14 protein-coding genes are annotated in these 18,765 nt (G+C 74.6%); 4 read left to right on the top strand and 10 right to left on the bottom strand.

The window, feature by feature from the left end; translation table 11 throughout:
• Positions 1-86 precede the first annotated feature (86 nt).
• The 5 genes from IE99_RS0110640 to tkt all read right to left on the bottom strand — a co-directional run bounded on the left by IE99_RS0110640 (position 87) and on the right by tkt (position 8,484).
• The gene (locus IE99_RS0110640; RefSeq protein WP_051712373.1) at positions 87-1,760 is read right to left on the bottom strand and encodes a hypothetical protein; all 1,674 of its coding nucleotides are present in this window, start codon (positions 1,758-1,760) and stop codon (positions 87-89) included.
• Positions 1,757-3,448 (bottom strand): phosphoheptose isomerase, encoded by a 1,692-nt coding sequence (locus IE99_RS0110645; RefSeq protein ID WP_030167556.1) that lies wholly within the window; start codon positions 3,446-3,448, stop codon positions 1,757-1,759. The genes IE99_RS0110640 and IE99_RS0110645 overlap by 4 nt, the downstream gene beginning before the upstream one ends.
• A gap of 115 nt (positions 3,449-3,563) precedes the next feature.
• Positions 3,564-5,168 carry a glucose-6-phosphate isomerase gene (locus tag IE99_RS0110650; protein ID WP_030167559.1) on the bottom strand — a complete coding sequence of 535 codons (1,605 nt, stop codon included), beginning with the start codon at positions 5,166-5,168 and terminating at the stop codon, positions 3,564-3,566.
• A complete protein-coding gene (tal, locus tag IE99_RS0110655) occupies positions 5,165-6,277 on the bottom strand; it encodes a transaldolase (protein WP_030167562.1) in 1,113 nt (370 codons plus the stop codon). Before tal ends, IE99_RS0110650 begins: the two co-directional genes overlap by 4 nt.
• Before the next feature lie 80 nt (positions 6,278-6,357).
• Entirely contained in the window at positions 6,358-8,484 is a 2,127-nt protein-coding gene (gene tkt / locus IE99_RS0110660; RefSeq protein WP_030167565.1) for a transketolase, read from the bottom strand.
• Between the two features lie 502 nt (positions 8,485-8,986).
• Here tkt and IE99_RS0110665 point away from each other — a divergent pair.
• From IE99_RS0110665 to IE99_RS0110675, 3 genes are read left to right on the top strand one after another with little or no spacing between them, the layout of a single operon-like run.
• Positions 8,987-9,964, top strand: coding sequence for a heme o synthase (locus IE99_RS0110665; RefSeq protein WP_030167569.1), 978 nt, complete (start codon positions 8,987-8,989; stop codon positions 9,962-9,964).
• A 39-nt stretch (positions 9,965-10,003) separates the two neighbouring features.
• Positions 10,004-11,215, top strand: coding sequence for a PrsW family intramembrane metalloprotease (locus tag IE99_RS0110670; protein WP_030167571.1), 1,212 nt, complete (start codon positions 10,004-10,006; stop codon positions 11,213-11,215).
• Between the two features lie 47 nt (positions 11,216-11,262).
• Positions 11,263-12,246, top strand: coding sequence for a COX15/CtaA family protein (locus tag IE99_RS0110675; RefSeq protein WP_037559099.1), 984 nt, complete (start codon positions 11,263-11,265; stop codon positions 12,244-12,246).
• 87 nt (positions 12,247-12,333) lie between these two features.
• On the opposite strand, the gene polX is transcribed toward IE99_RS0110675, so the two are convergent.
• The 5 genes from polX to IE99_RS0110700 form a co-directional block, all read right to left on the bottom strand.
• Positions 12,334-14,052: a DNA polymerase/3'-5' exonuclease PolX gene (gene polX, locus IE99_RS0110680; RefSeq protein ID WP_030167575.1), complete on the bottom strand. Its 1,719-nt coding sequence runs from the start codon at positions 14,050-14,052 to the stop codon at positions 12,334-12,336.
• A gap of 35 nt (positions 14,053-14,087) precedes the next feature.
• The gene (prcB, locus tag IE99_RS0110685; protein ID WP_030167577.1) at positions 14,088-14,921 is read right to left on the bottom strand and encodes a proteasome subunit beta; all 834 of its coding nucleotides are present in this window, start codon (positions 14,919-14,921) and stop codon (positions 14,088-14,090) included.
• A gap of 142 nt (positions 14,922-15,063) precedes the next feature.
• Positions 15,064-16,002, bottom strand: coding sequence for an EamA family transporter (locus IE99_RS0110690; RefSeq protein ID WP_037559100.1), 939 nt, complete (start codon positions 16,000-16,002; stop codon positions 15,064-15,066).
• Between the two features lie 3 nt (positions 16,003-16,005).
• A complete protein-coding gene (locus IE99_RS0110695) occupies positions 16,006-16,773 on the bottom strand; it encodes an ABC transporter permease (RefSeq protein ID WP_030167581.1) in 768 nt (255 codons plus the stop codon).
• Complete coding sequence (locus IE99_RS0110700) at positions 16,770-17,708, bottom strand: ABC transporter ATP-binding protein (protein WP_030167583.1); 939 nt, start codon at positions 17,706-17,708, stop codon at positions 16,770-16,772. The genes IE99_RS0110695 and IE99_RS0110700 overlap by 4 nt, the downstream gene beginning before the upstream one ends.
• A 252-nt stretch (positions 17,709-17,960) precedes the next feature.
• Here IE99_RS0110700 and IE99_RS29040 point away from each other — a divergent pair, with 252 nt between their 5' ends.
• A complete protein-coding gene (locus tag IE99_RS29040; RefSeq protein ID WP_084219434.1) occupies positions 17,961-18,764 on the top strand; it encodes a helix-turn-helix transcriptional regulator in 804 nt (267 codons plus the stop codon).
• The last annotated feature ends 1 nt before the right edge of the window (position 18,765 follow it).

Raw genomic sequence — 18,765 nt, forward strand, 5'->3', positions numbered from 1 at the left:
GTCCCCTCTTCTCGCACTGTTGCCCTTCGCTCGCCGATGAGTACGTGTCCCCGTGGACGGCGCGCTCATGCGCCGCCGCGGGCGGGTCAGCCGCCGCGGGCGGCGTCGAGCAGGCGCTCGAGGCCCGCCCGGCGATCCTGCAGGTGCAGCCGGGCCACCGGCCGGCCCAGTGCCCGCGCCGCGCGGGCGTCGCCGAGCGCCCGTGCGAGCTGGAGCATCCCCAGCCGGTGGTGGCGGCCGGGAACCGGCACATCCCGGACGACGTTCCCGGTCACCACCAGATATACGCCGCGCTCACGAAGATCGTGCCCGATCGCCGGATCACGGTGCCCCCAGCCGACGGTCACGGGCCGGGCGCACCGGGCCGCCAGCACCGCCGCCAGTCGCCTCACCCGCGCGCCGTCGCCGTGCTCCCGGTCGGGATCCAGGTAGACGAGGACGGCGAGGTGCTCGTCCGGGCCGACCCGGCCGGCCAGCGCGTCCAGCAGCGGCTCCAGGCCGGACGCGGCGGTGAACGCCGGGTCGGTGCCGTACGCCTCGATCGCGCGCCCCGGCTCCCCGTCGGTGAACAGCGGATCGCCCGCCCCGTCGTCCAGGGCCAGCGGAGCCGGGGCGGCGGACGCGAGCGGATCGGCGTCCAGCAGGTAGGCGGCGACGGCGGCGGCGTACTCCCACACGACGAACTGCGCCGCGGGCGGGCCGGACACCGTCGCGTCGTCCTGGTGGGGACGGCCGTCGAGGGTGACGAGGAACAGGTCCGGGCCGGGCAGGACGGTGTACCCGCCGTCCTGCACGATCGGGGTGAGCCGCCCGCCGGTGGCGCCGCCGAGCAGCGCGGCGATCCACGCGGCGAGGCCCGGCCGGGCGGCCGCGTACCCGCCGAGCACGACCGTCCCGCGGCCGGCGCGCGCCGCGCCACCGAGGATGGCGCCGAGCACCAGGCCGGGATTGTTCTCCGGCCTGGTCAGCGCGGGCAGGGCGGTGGTCGCCTCGTCCAGCAGCGCCGCCCCGTCCGCCCCCGCGAGGACCGCGGGGACCAGCGCGTACGGGGACAGCGCCCCGAACACCGTCGGCGCGGGCGCCTCGACCAGCGCGTGCCCCGCCTCCGCCGCCCGCCGAGCGGCCGCCGACCCCGGCTCCGCGACGGTCACGAACCGCTCCGCGACCTCCGCGGCGGACAGCCCGGCCTCGGCGAGCAGCCGCAGGAACACCTGCTGGAGCGCCTCGGTGCCGGGATCGTCCCCGGTGACCACGATGAGGGTCCGGCCGAGCCGCTCCGGATCGTCGGCGAGCCGCAGGACCGGCCCCGGCTCCGGCCCGTCCAGGACCGTCAGCCTGAGCGGTTCGGGGTCCCGGCCGGCGGGGTCGTCCTCGTCGGCGGGGGCGCCGGTCTCGCCGGGCTTGGCCTCGCCGCCGGTCAGGGCCTCCGCGTTGCGGACGATCGCCTGCGCGGCGAGGGCGGGGACGCCGCCGCCGAGCAGGACGACCTCGGTCAGGCCCGCCTCCAGCGCCCGTGCGCGCAGTTCGGCGGCCCGCTCCAGCACGGCGCGCCCCGGGCCCGGCTGCGCGGGCCAGCACAGCGCCCGGTCCTCGACCTCGGCGGTCGCGGCCGACAGCCACAGCGCCGTGTCCTCCGACGCGAGCCGGACGGGGACCTCGTCGATCCACAGCCGGCCCAGCACCCGCTCGGCGGCGTCCCTGAGCGGACCGCGCGCCGTGATGGCCGTCGCCCCCGCGGCGACCGAGGTGTAGCCGGTCACGGGTTCGGTCGCCGGGCCGCCGCGATGGCCCGCGCCGCCTCGGTCAGGTGCCCCGCGCCGGACACCGGGTCGCGCAGGTGCATCCGCAGCACGGGCAGGCCCCGGCCCCGCAGCGACCGGACCTCGGCGAGCGCCCGCGCCAGCTGCAGCTGGGCCAGGCTGTAGGGGCGGCCCGGCACCGGGTGCGCGGCGAGCGCGTCGCTCTCGGCGGGCTCCCCGGTGATGATGAGGAACGCGCCGTTGCCGGGCCCGTCCTTGTGCAGGGGCGCGGTCGCGTGCGGGTATCCCGGGCCCGTCCCGTACACGACGGGGCGCCCCGCCGCGCGCGCCAGCGACGGCGCCAGGTACCGGCCCGAGAAGTCGCCCGACAGGTACGTCACGACCGACAGGTAGCCGTCGGACGGCACCGACGCCACCAGCCCGCCCAGCACGGTGACCAGATCGGCGCCGTCGGGCCACGGGAAGTCCGCGTGCACCTCGACGCCGTCCTCGACGTACGCCGGCGGCCCGCCGTGCAGGGGGCCGTCGCCCGCGGCGCGCAGCAGCGTCGCCGCGTCGTCCTCCGCGTCCTGCACGACCGTGCTGCCCGCCTCGAACGGGTTCACCCCGAGCAGCCAGCCCGCGACCGCCGTCGCGTACTCCCACAGCAGGAACTGCGCGCCGAGCGGCGCCCACACCGAGGTGTCGGCCTCCTCCGACGCCGCCGACCGCGGGTTGATCGTGATGCCGTGCACGTCGGGGTGCGAGCCCGGCACGCCGGGCGGCTCGCACGCCAGCACGCCCCGGCCGCGCTTGCCGGTGCCGACCGCGAGCAGCTGCGCGATCCAGGCGCTCAGCGCACCCGCGCCGCCCGGCTCGCGCAGGACGATCTTGTCCCGGACGACGCCGTCCGCGCCCTCCTGCGCGCAGCCGCCGAGGATCGCCCCGAGCAGCAGGCCGGGATTATCCTCCTCGCGCGCCAGGGACGGCACCAGCGACGCCGCCTCGTCCAGCAGCCGGCCCGCGTCCGCGCCCGCCAGCACCGCCGGGACCAGCCCGTACGCCGACAGCGCGCCGAAATGCCCCGGCAGGTACGGGTCGGTCAGCCCGATCCGGTACCCGCTCTGCCGGGCGAAGTCGTGCAGCGGGCTGCCGTGGTCGGTGATGACCATGAACCGGCCCGCGATCTCCCGCTCGGACATGCCGCGCCGGCGGAACGCGTCGGCGAAGATCCGCCGGTAGGCGTCGCCCTCCAGCGACACGCCCGCCTTGCTGGCGATCACGACGAGCGTCCGGTCGAGCCGCTCCAGCGCGAACGCGAGCGCGGCGGTGTCGCCGCCGTCCAGGACGGTCAGCTCGCCGGTGGGGCGCTCGGGCGCCGCCTGACCGGCGAGCGCCGGGGCGTGCGCGTGCGCCTCCACGATCGCCTGGGCGGCGAGGCCCTCCGCGCCGACGCCGATCAGCACGATGTGGTCGAGGCCCGAGTAGCGCGCCTCGGCGACCAGCCCGTCGACCTGGTCGAGCAGGCCGCGGGAGGCGAACGGCAGGTCGAGCCAGCCGAGCCGGCTCTGGTCCACCGCGCGCCGCCCCCACAGCTTGGGGTCCTTGGCGGCGAGCGAACCGGGCACGCCGCAGCCGACGAGGTAGTCCCTCGCCTGCAGCGCCGAGTCGAGCACGTCGCCGCGCGTCAGTACGTCGAATCCGGACACCGTTTCCTCCTGTGCCCCCTATCGTTCCAGGAGAGAACGGGCATCCGCGACCTTCTCCTATGATCTTTCGCGAGCGTTGCCCGATCGTGCCCGGCGGGCGCCGGGGCCGGACCGCTCAGGTGAGGGCGGCGCGCAGGTGGGCGAGGCCCGCCGCGCGGTCCGTCAGATGGAGGCGGCACACCGGGCCGTCCAGGGCGCGGACGTCGGCGGCGGCCAGGGAGCGCTGCAGCCCGCCCAGCGTGTAGGGCCGCCCGGGGACCGGCAGGTCGGCGGTGACGGCCCCGGTGATCTGCAGGAACACCCCATTGGGCGGGCCGGACCGGTGGTACCGTGCCGTGCCGTGCCGGACGCGGGTCGCCCAGCCGAACGTGACCGGCGCCGGCCGCCGGCGGACCTTCGCCCCCCGGGCGGCCAGCAGCGGGCGCAGCCCGGCGGCCTCCGCGTCGCCGTGCCGGTCCAGGTCGGCGAGGACGGCCAGGTACCCGTGCTCCGGGACGGCCTCGAGCACCGCCTCCAGCGCCTCCGTGAGCGTCTCCGCCCCTCCGAGGAGCTCCTCGGAGGCGTGGATCTCCACCGGGCCGGACACCAGCGCGGCGTGCCCGTCCAGGTCAACGCCGGAGTCGCGCGGCGGGTCGTCCGGCTCCGCGAACGGGTCGACGCCGATCACCCGGGCCGCCACCGCCGCCGCGAACTGCCACAGCAGGAACTGCGCGCCGAGCGGGCCCGCGACGTTGATGCCCGCCTCGCGGGCGGGGCCCGCTTCGTCCGGGCGGCAGCCGAGCACCACCCGGCGCATCTCGTCCGTCGGCTCGAACCCGGGCGCGCCGGTGCCCTCCACCACGACCGGGAGGACGCCCCGCCCGTCCCTGCCGAGTGCCCCGGCGAGCAGCTGTTCCGCCCACCCCGCGAATCCCGCGAGGCCGGACCCCTGATCGGCGATGACGAGCTTGTCGCGCCCGGCGAGGACCGCCGCGCCCAGCGCCGCGCCGAACGCCAGCGCCGGATTGTCGTAGGGCTGCCGCAGCGCGGGGGACAGGCGGGCCGCGTTCTCCGCGAGCGCCCCCACGTCGACCCCCGCCAGTGCGGCGGGCACGAGCGCCCGCGCCGCGAGCGCGCCGAAGCGGCCGTCCACGTCGAGGTCGGCCTGGACCGTCGGATGGCCTGCGTCCCGCGCCGCCCGGCCGTGCGGCGAGCCCGCGTCCGCGACGACGACGAACCGCCGCGCGAGATCGTCGCCTTCCACCCCCGCGGCCCGGAACGCCGCCTCCGCGACGCGGCGGAGCGCGTCGGACTCCGCGGTGGCGTCCGTCACCACCACGGCCGTGCGGGCGGCGTCGGCGAAGGCGCGCGCCGCCTCGTGGGGGTCGGTGGTGTCCAGGACGGTCAGGTCCGCGCCCGCCGTCCGGGCGATCGCCTCGGCGGCGAGCGCCGGGCCGCCCGTCCCGATGAGCACGGTGCGGGTGGCGCCCGCGTCCCGGAGCGCGGCGGCGATCCCCGCGATCCGGGCCGGCAGCGACCGGGCGAGCTCGGGCAGGCCGAGCCAGCCCAGCCGGCGGGCGGCGAGCGGGGCCGCGTCCGGGCCCCACAGGTTCGCCTTGCCGGACGCCAGCGCGCCCGGGACGCCGTCGGAGACGAGGCGGTCCAGGACGGCCTCGCCCTCGCCGACGGCCGGGCCCCGGACGGTGACCGAGATCCCCCCGGCGGTCACCACCGACGTCACGCGCGGGCCTTCCGCTCCAGCTCCTCCTGGATCGTGCCGAGCATCTCGTTCCAGGACGCCTCGAACTTCTCGACGCCCTCCTCCTCCAGCACCCGGACCACGTCGTCGTAGTCGACGCCGGCGTCCTTCAGCGCCGCCATGTGGGCGCGGGCGCCGTCGTAGGAGCCGCGGACGGTGTCGCCGCGCACCTTCCCGTGCTCGGCGGACGCCGTCAGCGTCGCCTCCGGCATCGTGTTCACCGTGTTGGGGGCGACCAGCTCGTCCACGTACAGGGTGTCGGGGAGGTCGGGGTCCTTCACGCCGGTCGACGCCCACAGGGGGCGCTGCACGCGGGCGCCCGCGTCCTTCAGCGCCTTCCACCGGTCCGAGGCGAACTTCTCCTCGTACAGCGCGTAGGCCAGGCGCGCGTTGGCGACGCCCGCCTTGGACCGCAGCCCCTTGGCCGCCTCCGACCCGATCTTGTCTAGCCGCTTGTCGATCTCGGTGTCCACCCGGCTGACGAAGAACGACGCCACCGACGCGATCTTCGACGGGTCGTGGCCGTTCTCGCGCGCCTGCTCCAGGCCCGCGAAGAACGCGTCGATGACCTTGCCGTAGCGCTCCAGCGAGAAGATCAGCGTCACGTTCACGCTGATGCCGTTCGCCAGCGTCGCGGTGATCGCGGGCAGGCCCTCCTCGGTCGCCGGGATCTTGATGAACAGGTTCGGCCGGTCCACCATCCAGGACAGCATCTTCGCCTCGGCGACCGTCTTCTCCGTGTCGCGGGCCAGCCGGGGGTCGACCTCGAGCGACACGCGGCCGTCCTGGCCCTCCGTCCGGTCGAAGACCGGGCGCAGGACGTCACAGCCCCACCGGATGTCGTAGGTGGTGATCGCGCGGGCCGCCTCGTCGACGCCCACCTCCATGATCGCCAGCTCGTGCACCTGCTCGTCGTAGGCGTCCCCCTGGCCCAGCGCCTTCGAGAAGATCGTCGGGTTGGACGTGACGCCCACCACGTGCATGTCCCGGACGAGCCGCGCCAGGTCGCCCGTCCGCAGCCGGTCCCGGCTGATGTCGTCGAGCCAGATCGACACGCCCTCGTCCGAGAGCCGCCTCAGGTTCTCACTCATCACATTCCTCCTCGTCGTCGAGTTCGGGACCGGCGGGAGGCCGGGGCCCTCCGAGGGAACGGACGGCCCCGGCCGGGGGCTCAGTTCCCGGTGGTCTCGCCCCGCCCGGCGCCGGGCACGCAGGCCCGGATCAGGCTCGCCTTGGCCGCCGCGACGACCCGCTCGGCCGTGAGGCCGAACTGCTCGAACAGCGTCTTGTAGTCGGCGGAGGCCCCGAAGTGCTCCAGGCTCACCGACTCGCCCGCGTCGCCGACGTAGGTGCGCCAGCCGAGCGCCACGCCCGCCTCGACCGACACCCGCGCCTTCACGCCGGGGGGCAGGACCTCCTGCTTGTAGGCGTCGGTCTGCGCCTCGAACCACTCCACGCACGGCATCGACACCACGCGCGTGGGGGTGCCCTGCGCCTGGAGCGCCGCGCGCGCCTCGAGCGCCGGCCCGACCTCGCTGCCGGTCGCGATGAGGATCACCTCGGGCCGGCCGCCCTCGGCCTCCGCCAGCACGTAGCCGCCCTTCGCGACGCCGTCGGCCGGGGCGTACTCGCCGCCCCGCTCCAGCGTCGGCACCTTCTGCCGGGTCAGCGCGATGCCCGCCGGACGGTCACCGTGCTCCAGGATCGTCCGCCACGCCACCGCGGTCTCGTTCGCGTCCGCCGGGCGGACCACGTCCAGGCCCGGGATCGCGCGCAGCGACCACAGGTGCTCGACCGGCTGGTGGGTCGGGCCGTCCTCGCCGAGGCCGATCGAGTCGTGCGTCCACACGAACGTCACCGGCAGCTTCATCAGCGCGGCCAGCCGCACCGCCGGGCGCATGTAGTCGCTGAAGATCAGGAACGTGCCGCCGTACGGGCGGGTGCCGCCGTGCAGCGCGATGCCGTTGCAGATCGCGCCCATCGCGTGCTCGCGGACGCCGAAGTGCAGCGTCCGTCCGTAGCGGTGGCCCGGGAACTCCTTGGTCTGGAACTCCTCGGGGATGAAGGACGGCTCGCCCTTCATCGTCGTGTTGTTGCTCTCGGCGAGGTCGGCCGACCCGCCCCACAGCTCCGGAAGCACCGGCGCGAGCGCGGTGAGGACCTCCCCGGACGCGGCGCGCGTCGCGATGTCCTTGCCCGGCTCGAAGGCCGGCAGGCTCCCGGCCCAGCCGTCCGGCAGTTTCCGCTGCGCGATCCGGTCGAACGCGGCGGCCCGCTCCGGGTTCGCCTCGCGCCACGCCGCGAACGCCTCGTTCCACTCGGCGCGCCGCGCGCGGCCCCGCTCGGAGACCCCGCGGACGTGCTGCAGGACGTCCGCCGGCACCTGGAACGTCTCCGCCGGGTCGAGCCCGAGGATCCGCTTGGTCGCCGCGACCTCGTCGGCGCCCAGCGCCGAACCGTGGATCTTGCCGGTGTTCTTCTTGTTCGGCGCCGGCCAGCCGATGATCGTGCGGAGCGCGATGAACGACGGCCGGGACGTCTCGGCCTTGGCCGCGGCGAACGCCTCCGCCAGGCGCCCGACGTTCTCCTCGTAGTCGCCGTTCTCGGTCCAGTCGACGTAGTGGACGTCCCACCCGTACGCGGCGTACCGGGCGCGGACGTCCTCCGACAGCGCGATCGCGGTGTCGTCCTCGATGGAGATGTGGTTGTCGTCCCACATCAGGATCAGGTTCCCGAGCCGCTGGTGGCCCGCGAGGGCGCTCGCCTCGTGGCTGATGCCCTCCTGGATGTCGCCGTCGGACGCGAACGCCCAGATCGTGTGGTCGAACGGCGACTCGCCCGCCGGGGCGTCCGGGTCGAACAGGCCCCGCTCGCGGCGGGCGGCCATCGCCATCCCCACCGCGTTCGCGATGCCCTGCCCGAGCGGCCCCGTCGTCGTCTCCACGCCCGCGGTGTGCCCGAACTCCGGGTGGCCCGGCGTCAGGCTGCCCCACTTGCGCAGCGCCTTCAGCTCGTCCAGCGTCAGCGGGTAGCCCGACAGGTACAGCTGGATGTAGAGGGTGAGGCTGGAGTGCCCGCAGGAGAGGACGAACCTGTCCCGGCCCGCCCACTCGGGGTCCGTCGGGTCGTGCTTCAGGAACCGCTGGAAGAGAAGGTAGGCGGCGGGCGCGAGGCTCATCGCCGTGCCCGGGTGACCGGACCCCGCCTCCTCGACCGCGTCCATGGCCAGGGCGCGGACGACGTCCACTGCCCGCCGGTCCAGATCGGACCATTCAAACGTGCTGATGTCCCTGCTCACGGAACGCCAGGCTCCTCTCGAACCGCTGTGTGACACTCGTGTGGCCCTGTGGTGTTCTCTCGGCGACGTGCGTCGCGCGGCGCGACCGCCCGCTCGCCCCGTACGGCCACCTCGTCCGTGACCGGCGAAGATCATGTCGCGCCCACCGCGACCCTATCGCGGGCCGGGTCCGCCGACGGCGGCCCGGACGCGGGGACGCGGCGGGGTGCCGCCCTGGTTCATCGCCCGTTCCTGGACCACCCTTGCCCGATCGCCCTCGCGGCTAACCCCCCGCATGGGGGAACTCGCGGGGGTTCGTCCGATAGGTCCGGGGCGGCGGGCGACCCGGTGCGCGACATCCGGAGGGGGCGCACTACAGTGAGGGCGCGGCCTGGAAGGGCCGCGAGAACTTCACCAAGCGAACTCACCCAAAGCCGAAGTCGCGGCTGCCGAGGCCGGCCCGGAGCACGGGGGCGCCGCCGAGGTCGCACGATTTCCCGCCTAGTCGAACGTGGACCCGATTGTGACGGTGCTCAGTAACAAGCGCGGGGTCGAGCTGGCGGAGCCGGTACCGGCCGCTCCCCTTCCGCACCCCGGCCCGGCGACCGCCGGGCACTCGATCGGCGCGAGCGTGCGCGCCTACGTGGCGCTCACCAAGCCGCGCGTGATCGAGCTGCTCTTGATCACCACGATCCCGGTGATGTTCCTCGCCGAACGGGGCGTCCCGCCGCTGTCCACGGTCCTGCTCACGTTCGCGTTCGGCGCCATGTCCGCCGGCGCCGCGAACGCGATCAACTGCTACATCGACCGCGACATCGACGCCCTGATGCGCCGCACCCGGCGCCGCCCGCTGGCCCGCCACGAGGTCACCCCCGCCCGCGCGCTGGTGTTCGGGATCACACTCGCCGTCGTGTCGACCGCCGGGTTCGCCCTCACGGTCAACCTCGTCTCCGCGGCCGGCTCGCTGTTCGCGATCCTGTTCTACATCTTCGTGTACTCGCTGCTCCTGAAGCGGCGCACGTCGCAGAACATCGTGTGGGGCGGCATCGCCGGATGCATGCCCGTCCTCATCGGCTGGAGCGCGATCACCGGCTCCTACGCGTGGACCCCTCTCGTCCTGTTCGGCGTGGTCTTCCTCTGGACGCCGCCGCACACCTGGACGCTCGCGATGCGCTACCGCGAGGACTACGCGGCCGTGAACGTCCCGATGCTCCCCGTCGTCGCCACCGAGCGGCGCGTCGTCACCGAGAGCCTCGTCTACACCTACGCCACCGTCGCGTGCTCCCTGCTGCTGTGGCCCGTCGCGGCCATGGGCCCCGTCTACGGCGCCGTCGCGACCGTCCTCGGGCTGATCTTCCTCGCCGAGGGGCACCGCCTCCTGCGCGACGTCCGGGCCGGAGTCACCGGCGTCCACCTGCGGCCGATGCGGTTCTTCCACCTCTCCAACGTCTACCTCGCGCTGCTGTTCACCGCGGTCGCCGTCGACCCGCTGCTGCACTGAATCGCCCGGCGGGGGCTCCCGCCCGGTTACGCTCCCGTCATGGCACGCGTCGACCCGAAAGCGGTGCTCGAGGGGCGGATCCCGGGACGCCCCCCGATCGCCCTCATCCTCGGCCTGACCGTCTCGTCGCTGTGCGCGGTCCTCGCGCTCGCGCTGGACGCCCTGACCGGAGGGGCCGGGTTCTGGGTCGGCGCCGTCCTCGCGGCGCTGCCGATCCCGCTGCTCATCGCGCTGGTCCTCACCCTCGACCGGCTCGAGCCCGAACCCGGCCGCGCCCTCGTGTTCTCGTTCATGTGGGGCGCCGGCGTCGCCGTCCTCGGCGCCCTCACCCTCAACACGCTCGGGCTGCTGTACGTGACCGTCCCGATCTTCGGCGAGACCGACGGGCACTTCGTCAGCGCCACCTTCGGCGCCCCCGTCATCGAGGAGGTGCTGAAGGGCGCCGTCCTGTTCGGCATGCTCTGGTTCCGCCGCAACGAGATCGACGGCTTCGCCGACGGCCTGATCTACGCCGGCATGGTCGCGCTCGGCTTCGCGATGATGGAGAACATCACCTACTACAGCCGCGCGTTCGAGGAGGGCGGCGCGCAGCAGCTCCAGACGGTGTTCATCCTCCGCGGCCTCATCGCCCCCCTCAGCCACCCCCTGTTCACCGCGATGACGGGCCTCGGTGTCGCCTACGCCGCCACCCACCGCCGCGGCCGGATCGCCGCGCCGCTCCTCGGCCTCCTCGCCGCGATCGTCCTGCACGGCCTCTGGAACGGCTCCACCGCGCTCGGCATCGCCGGTCTCGGCGTCGTCTACCTGCTGGACTTCTGCATCCTCATCGCGCTCATCGCCGTCGTCCTCGTCGAGCGCCGCGGCACCGTCCGCCGCATCGAGGCGTACCTGCCCGCCTACATGGGCACCGGCCTGGTCACCCCGCAGGACGTCGCCATGCTGCGGTCCCTCCCGGCCCGCCGCGCGGCCCGCCGCTGGGCGCGCGCCGTCGGCGGCGCCCCCGCCGCCCGCGCCATGACCGACTACCAGCTCGCCGCCACGGAGCTCACCCTGCTCCACAAGCGCGCCGACCGCGGCGTCGCCGACCCGCACTGGTTCCACACCCGCCGCGACGCCCTCCTCGGCCTGATGGGCCTGGCCCGCCAGGCGTTCCTCCGGACGCCGCAGCGCCCGGCGCAGGCGCCGCCGTGGGCGCCGCACGGCCCCTCGGGCTTCCTGCCCCCGCCGCCCTCCGGCCCCTACACGGGGTGAGCGGGGGCCGGATCACGCCCCCGCCGGACCGGCCCTACGATGGGTCCGTGCGATCCCAGAACCCGCTGCTCAGGGCGCGCGACGCCGTCTGGAACCCGACCCCGGCCTCCCTCCGGCTGCTCGCGCTGCTCGGCGTCCTCGGCAACGCGATGATCGTCGCGACCGGCGGGGCCGTCCGCGTCACCAAGTCCGGGCTCGGCTGCCCCGAGTGGCCCCGCTGCACCGGCGACAGCCTCGTCCCGACGCACAGCCCCGAGCACCCCGCCCTCAACATGGCGATCGAGTTCGGCAACCGCATGATCACCTTCGTGGTCCTCGCGGTCGGGATCGCCGTCTTCGTCGCCGCGCTCCGCCTGCGCCCCCGCCGCGGGGACCTCGTCTGGTGGGCGCTGGCCCAGCCGATGAGCGTCGTCGCCCAGGCGGTCATCGGCGGCATCGTCGTCCTCACGGAGCTGCACCCGGCCTCGGTGTCCCTGCACTTCCTGGTGTCGCCCGTCCTGCTGATCTTCTGCGTGGGCCTGTGGGTCCGCGCCGGCGAGGGCGACGCCCCGCCCCGCCCCCTCGCGCCCCCGGCCGTGCGCCGCCTGAGCGCGGCCCTCCTGGCCGCCTCGGCCGCCGTCCTCGTCGCCGGCACCGTCGTGACCGGCAGCGGACCCCACGCCGGCGACGCCGACTCCCGCCGCTGGGGCTTCAACATCGAGGACGTCACCCGCGTCCACAGCGTCCTGGCCTGGCTCACCGCCGCCCTCGCGATCGCGGTGACGATCACCCTGTACCGCGCGAAGGCCCCCGCGCCCGCGAAGCGCCGCGCCCACGAGCTCCTCGCCCTGATCGCCGCCCAGGGAGCCGTCGGCTACATCCAGTACTTCACGGGCGTCCCGGGAGCGCTGGTGGTCCTCCACATGCTCGGCGCGGTCCTCATGTGGATAGCCGCCTTCCGGCTCCACTTCGCGCTGAGAGACCGAGGGCCCGCCCTCGTCACGCCCGAGGCCCCGTCCCGGTCCACCACGGAGACCCCTCAGCCCGCCTGACGCCGCCGCGCGAACGAGACGGGCTCATGGCCGGCCTGGCGGGACTGCTCGGCACTCCGTGTTCCGGCTTCCATGAGCCCGGGGGCGTCAGGTCTTCCGGAGGAAGGCGCGGAGCTTCTCCAGGGGCCAGGTGTTGATGACGTCGTCAGGGGTCAGCCAGCCTCGTTGGGCGGTGCCCACGCCGTAGCGGATGTTGCGGTGGTTCGGCACGGAGTGGGCATCGGTGTCGATGGCGAACTTGACGCCCAGGCGCTTGGCGCGGCGGATCAGGTCGGCGGGCAGGTCGAGGCGGTCGGGGAAGCAGTCGATCTCCATCGCGGTGCCGGTGCGGGCGGCGGCGCGGAAGACCTCGTCCCAGTCGGCGTCGACCGGGGGGCGGCGGCCGATGCTGCGGGCCGTGGGGTGGCCGATCACATGGACGTGAGGGTTCTCGCAGGCCCGCACCAGGCGGCGGGTCATGGTCTTCTCGTCCTGCGTGAAGTGGGAGTGGATCGAGGCGACGGTGATGTCGAAGGCGGAGAGGAACCCGGCGTCCCAGTCGACCTCGCCGTCCGGGTCGATGTTCAGTTCGGTGCCGTGGAGGAGGGTGAGGTCCGGGTGGCTCTTCTGGAGCTCCCTGATCTCCTCGCGCTGGGCGAGGACCTTCTCGTCCGTCATGCGCTGCATGGCGAGGTTCGGGGCGTGGTCGGTGATCGCGTAGTACTCCAGGCCGCGCGCCGCGGCCGCGGCGACCATCTCCCGGAGGGACGCGATGCCGTCGGTCAGGTCGGTGTGGGAGTGCAGGTCGCCCTTGAGGTCCTCGACCGTGACGAGCTCCGGCAGTTCGTTCCCGCGGGCGGCTTCGATCTCGCCGGTGTCCTCGCGGAGCGTGGGATGGATCCAGGGGAGGCCGAGGCGGTCGTAGACCTCTTCCTCGGTCTCGGAGACGATCAGCTCGCCGGACTCGGCGTCGAACAGGCCGTACTCGGAGAGCTTCAGGCCCGCCTTCACGGCCATCTCGCGGGTGCGGATGTTGTGGGCCTGCGAGCCGGTGAAGTACTGGAGGGCCGCGCCCCAGGACTCGGGCGGGACGACGCGGAGGTCGACCTGGAGGCCCTTCGCGGTGCGGATCGAGGTCTTCTTGTCGCCGCTCGCGATCACCTCGGCGACGAGGGGGAGCGCCGTGAACGCCTCCATGATCGGGTGAGGGTCGCGGGAGGCGGCGAGCACGTCCACGTCGCCGATCGTCTCGCGCATGCGGCGCAGGGAGCCCGCATGGGTGCAGCGCTCCACCTGGGGGAGCGCCGAGAGGCTCTCGACGATCTCGTCCGCGACGACGGCGGCGGCGTCGACCAGGACGCGCTCGCCCGAGCTCCTCATGAGCTCGATGCCGCGCAGGATGTTCTCCTCGGTCTTGGCGCCGAAGCCCTTGAGGCCGCGCAGGCGGCCCTCCCCGATCGCGGTGGCGAGCTCGTCCACGGAGGAGATGCCGAGCTCCTCGTAGACGGCGAGGGCCTTCTTCGGGCCGAGGGTGGGGATGGCCGTGAGGGCCCTGACGCCGGAGGGGATCTGGAGGCGGAGCTCCTCCACCTGGCGGATCGTGCCGGTGGTCGTGTAGTCGAGGATCTTCTTGGCGATCGCCTCGCCGACGGTCGGGATCTTCCGGAGGCCGGCGAGGTCGAGGCCCTCGATGTCCTCCGGGTACCCGGCGACCGCGCGGGCCGCCTTCTCGTACGCCCTGATCTTGAAGGCGTCGCCGCCGGTGATCGAGAGCAGGTCCGCCAGTTCCTGGATGAGGGCCGCCGCCTCATCGTTCGCCCGTGCCATGCCCCAACCCTACGAGCCGGGTCGGACGTTCTCCGTCAGCCGCGCAGCGGTGCGACCGGGCCGCCGGGGGAGGACATGCGGGCGTCCATGACCTCGGTGGTGATCGCTGCGACCTCGTCGTCGGGCAGCAGCCGGAAGCCGTCCTCGGTGACGACCGCGATCGTCGGGTAGATGCGGCGGGACGGGTCGGGGCCGCCCGTCGCGGAGTCGTCGTCGGCGGCGTCGTAAAGGGCGTGGACGCAGACGGTCGCGGCGTCCTCCAGGGAGAGGTCGCGCCGGTAAAGCTTCTTCAACGCACCCAGGGCGTAGGGGGAGCCGGAGCCGTCCGCGTGGAAGTCGCGGGCCTCCTGCGGGGCGCCGGTGATGTCGTAGGTGTAGATCCGCGCGTCGCCGGCGTCCGGGTCGTAACCCGCGAAGAGGGGGACGACCGCGAGGCCCTGCATGGCCATGGCCAGGTTGGCCTGGATCACCGCGCCGAGCCTGCGGGCCTTGCCCGGCAGCGACAGCGGGACGGTCTCCATCTTCTCGTAGTGCTCCAGCTCGACCTGGAACAGCCGCACCATGTCCAGCGCCAGGCCGACCGTCCCGGCGAACGCCACGACGGAGTGCTCGTCGGCGCGCTGGACCTTCTCGAGCTCCCGGTAGGCGATGCGGTTGCCCGAGGTGGCGCGGCGGTCGCCCGCCATCATGACGCCGCCGGGGAACGTGAGCGCGAGGATGGTCGTGCCGTGCGGGACGTCCGGCGCGGTCCCCGCCCCGGGCGCCCGGTTGACGGGGAGCAGTCCGGGGGAGTTCTGCCGCAGGAAGTCGACGAACGACGGTGTGCCCGCCTCGAAGAACTCGGGGGGAAGGCCCTGCTCGTCGGTCACGGCGGCTCCTCTCGATCGGTGTCCCGTCCTCGATGATCCTCGCACGGCCCGCGGGAGGGTCGCCACCGCGCCGTCACACCTCCGGCGCCCTATCCGTCACACCTCCGGCGCCCTATCCGTCACACCTCCGGCGCCCTATCCGTCACGCCTCCGGCGCCTCGGGCGGGTCCTGGCCGAGGGTGGCGCCCGCGCAGGCCGCCATGACGCAGACGATCGCGGCCCACTGCCGCCCGGACAGCACCTCGCCCAGGATCAGGACGCCGACCAGCGCGGCGACGGCGGGCTCCAAGCTCATCAGGATGCCGAAGACGCGGGCGGGCATCCGCCGCAGCGCCTCCAGCTCCAGCGAGTAGGGGATCACCGAGGACAGCAGGCCGACGCCGAGGCCGATCAGGAGCAGCTCGGGGTCGAGCATGGCCGCGCCGCCGGACGCGACGCCGAGCGGCAGGACGGCGGCCGTCCCGACGACGCTGGCGAGGGCCAGCCCCGTCGAGCCGGAGAACCGCCTGCCGGTCGCCGCGGTGAGCAGGATGTAGGCCGCCCAGCCCGCCCCGGCCAGCAGCGCGTAGGCGACGCCGGCCCAGTCGAGGCCGCCGCCTCCGCCCCGGGCCAGCATCACGACCCCGCCGCCCGCGAGCAGCGCCCACAGCAGGTCGCGGGGGCGCCGGGACGCGACGATCGCGACCAGCAGCGGCCCGAGGAATTCGATCGTCACGGCGACGCCGAGCGGGATCCGCGCGAACGACTGGTAGATCGAGAAGTTCATGGTGGCGAGCGCGAGCCCGAGCCCGGCCGCGACGAGCAGGTTCGACCGGGAGTGGTCGCGCAGCAGGGTCCGCAGCGCCGTGCGGGCGACGAACGCGAGGACGATCGCGGACGTGAGGAGCCGCAGCGTCACGACGGCGCTCGGCGGCAGCCGGTCGAACAGGTTCTTGGCGAGACCCGCTCCGACCTGCACGGAGACGATGCCGAGCAGGATCAGCGCGGGCGGCGGGACGGACCCGAGCGACAGCGCCCGCGACCGGGACCCGGGCCCGTGCGCCCGCCGGAGGGGCGGGCCGGGCGCCTCAGCGAGTGCCATCGGTCATTCCCACCTGAAGAAGCGGGCGGCCAGGACGAGCCCCACGACGGCCCACACCGCGAGGACGAGCAGGGGGACGCCGGGGAGGGCGGCGCCGTCCCGCAGGACGTCCCGCAGCCCCTCGGCGAGCGCCGAGATCGGCAGGAGTTCCAGCGCGTCCCGCACGGGGGCGGGGAAGTCGTCGAGCGGGAACACGACGCCGCCGGCGGCGAGCAGCAGGATGTAGACGAGGTTCGCGGCGCCGAGCGTGGCCTCGGCGCGCAGCGTCCCGGCCATGAGCAGCCCGAACCCGCTGAACGCGGCGGTGCCGAGCAGCAGCAGGACGAGCACGGAGAACGGGTCGCCGTGCGGCCGCCAGCCGAGCGCGAGCGCCACCCCGCAGATCACCGCCGCCTGCACCGCCTCGACGGCCAGGACGGCGAGGGTCTTGGCCGCGATCAGGCCGCCGCGCGGCAGCGGGGTGGCGCCGAGCCGCTTCAGCACGCCGTATCTGCGCTCGAAGCCCGTCCCGATCGCCTGCCCGGTGAAGGCGGTGGACAGCACGGCGAGGGCCAGGATGCCGGGCGCGAGGAAGTCGACGCGGCGGCCGGGGCCGAGGTCGAGCAGCGAGGTCGTGGCGAACAGGACGAGCAGCACCACCGGGATGATCAGGGTGAGCAGCAGCTGCTCGCCGTTGCGGAGCATCGTCCGCAGCTCGTAGCCCGCCTGGGCGGCGACCATCCGCGGCACCGGGACGGCCGCCGGGGCGGGGGTGAGGTCGAGGGCGGTCATGCGCGCAGGTCCCGTCCGGTCAGTTCCAGGAAGACGTCCTCCAGCGTTCGCCGCTCGATCCGCAGGTCCTCCGTCATGACGCCGTGCGAGGCGCACCAGGCGGTGACGGTGGCGAGCAGCTCGGGCCGGACGTCCGCCTCGATCAGGTAGTGGCCGGCGGGCGACTCCTTCGCGGCCGAGCCGGCGGGCAGCGCGGCCAGCAGCTCCTCCAGCCCGAGGCCCGGCCGGGCGCGGAACCGCAGCTGCCGCTCGGCGCCGGTCAGCACGCCGGGGGCGCCCTGCGCGACGACCCGGCCGTGGTCGACGATCACGACGTGGTCCGCGAGCCGCTCGGCCTCCTCCATGTGGTGCGTGGTGAGGACGACCGACACGCCGGCCGCGCGCAGCTCCTCGATCAGCTCCCAGGTGGCGTGCCGGGCCTGCGGGTCGAGGCCGGTGGTCGGCTCGTCCAGGAAGACGAGCTCGGGACGCCCGACGACGGCGACGGCGAGGGAGAGCCGCTGCTGCTGCCCGCCCGACATGCGGCGGAAGGGGGTGCGGGCGTGCTCGGTGAGGCCGAGCCGCTCCAGCAGCGCGCCCGTGTCGAGGGGCGTCGCGTGGAAGGACGCGACGAGCCGGAGGAACTCTCCCGCGCGGGCCGTGCCGGGGACGCCCCCGGACTGCGGCATCACGCCCACCCGCGGTTTCAGCTCGCGCGCGTCGGCGACCGGGTCCCGGCCGAGGACGCGGACCGTGCCCGCGTCGGCGCGCCGGAACCCCTCGCAGATCTCGATCGTGGTGGTCTTGCCGGCCCCGTTCGGGCCGAGGAGCGCGGTCACCGCGCCCCGGGCGGCGCCGAACGACAGGCCGTCGACGGCCGTGCGCTCGGCGCCGCCGGTGCCATAGCGCTTGACGAGTCCGTCCAGCTCGACGGCGCCGCCTGCGGGGGATGTCATGGGTCACGAGTCTAGGACCGGGCCGCCGGAGGTCCGTGCCGGGCACCGCACGGGCCGGGTGCGGGCCCGGTAAAGGTCCGGGCGGGCGCCGCCCGGGACCGCGTCGATGCAGGTTAGGTAAGGCTTGCCTGCGTGAGCAAGGACATCGTGGAACCTTTGGTGGCCGGGAAGGAATTACGGCACACTGATGTTGTGAAAAACGTGGGCCAGGAGAAGGCGAGTGCCACGGCCGCCGTCGCGCGGCCGTCCGGCGTGCCGTCGGACCCTGTCCACGGCGCCGGCCCCGGTGGCGCGTCCAGCGAGCGCGACACGCGCGCCCGCGTGGCGCGCCTCATCCTCGAGCACGGCCCGATCACCGCGTCCGCGCTCGGCGAGCGCGTCGGGCTCACGCCCGCCGCGATCCGCCGCCACCTGGACGCGCTGCTCGCCGACGGCATGATCGAGACGGGCCGCGCCCGCCCCGGTCAGACCCGCCGCGGACGGGGCCGTCCGGCCAAGTGGTTCGCCATCACCGACGCCGGGCGCAGCGCCTTCGTGCACGCCTACGACGACCTCGCGACGAGCGCCCTGCGCTTCCTCGCCGAGGCCGCCGGGGAGGGCGCGGTCGCCGCGTTCGCCCGCCGGCAGATCGCCGACCTGGAACGACGGTACCGTCCGGTCGTGCAGGCGGCCCCGCCCCACCAGCGGGTCCGCACGCTCGCCGAGGCGCTGTCGGCCGACGGCTACGCCGCCGCGGCGGCCAAGGCCCCGCAGGGCGGCGGCGAGGAGCTGTGCCAGCACCACTGCCCGGTCGCGCACGTCGCCGCGGAGTTCCCGCAGCTGTGCGAGGCCGAGACCGAGGCGTTCAGCCGGCTGCTGGGCACCCCCGTCCAGCGGCTGGCGACCATCGCCCACGGCGACGGGATCTGCACCACCCACGTCAGCTCCCGGTCGCTCTGCGGCGGGGGCGCGGAAGATTCCGGCGCGGGCGGCGTTACCCCTCGTGGGGACGCGGGGGAGCGATCCCCCGAAACGACAGCGAACAGCGACGAGGAGTCCGGGAGGACGTCCCTATGAC

Source organism: Spirillospora albida (assembly GCF_000718255.1).
Lineage (GTDB): Bacteria > Actinomycetota > Actinomycetes > Streptosporangiales > Streptosporangiaceae > Spirillospora > Spirillospora albida.